This window comes from Spongiactinospora gelatinilytica, from assembly GCF_003236385.1.
Taxonomy (GTDB): domain Bacteria; phylum Actinomycetota; class Actinomycetes; order Streptosporangiales; family Streptosporangiaceae; genus Spongiactinospora; species Spongiactinospora gelatinilytica.
Window position 1 is genome coordinate 1 of sequence record NZ_POUA01000880.1, and the last position, 430, is coordinate 430.

Annotated in this window: 1 protein-coding gene; it reads right to left on the reverse strand. The window is 37.2% G+C overall.

Annotation, left to right across the window (positions count from 1 at the left end; genetic code table 11):
- Positions 1-57 precede the first annotated feature (57 nt).
- On the reverse strand, positions 58-430 hold a 373-nt coding region (locus C1I98_RS46685; RefSeq protein ID WP_146607975.1), incomplete at its 5' end, for an ABC transporter permease.

A 430-nucleotide genomic window follows, 5' to 3' on the forward strand; every position in this document is an offset into this window, starting at 1 on the left:
CCCTTACTAACAGGTTGAAAGGCATCTTTAGGTAAGTTCACTTTTTCTTCCATTACATTACTCCCCCTTTCCAGTAATTCTAATTCGTGGATCAATCAATCCATAGATGATATCTGTTAATAATAGAACTAAACATAATAGACCAGAGTACAACATGGTTACACCCATAATAGTTGGATAGTCGTTAGTTAAGATTGACTTAACGAATTGTTCCCCAATTCCTGGAATTGAGAAAATATTTTCCACAACCATTGAACCAGTCATAATAGCGACGGCTAATGGACCCACTACGGTAACTAATGGAATCAAACTATTACGCAAAGCATGATGGAAAACTATTCCCATTTTGCTCATCCCTTTCGCTCTAGCAAGTTCAATATAGTCACTTCCTAAGACATCTACCATTTCGGTTCTCACAAAACGAGAAGTG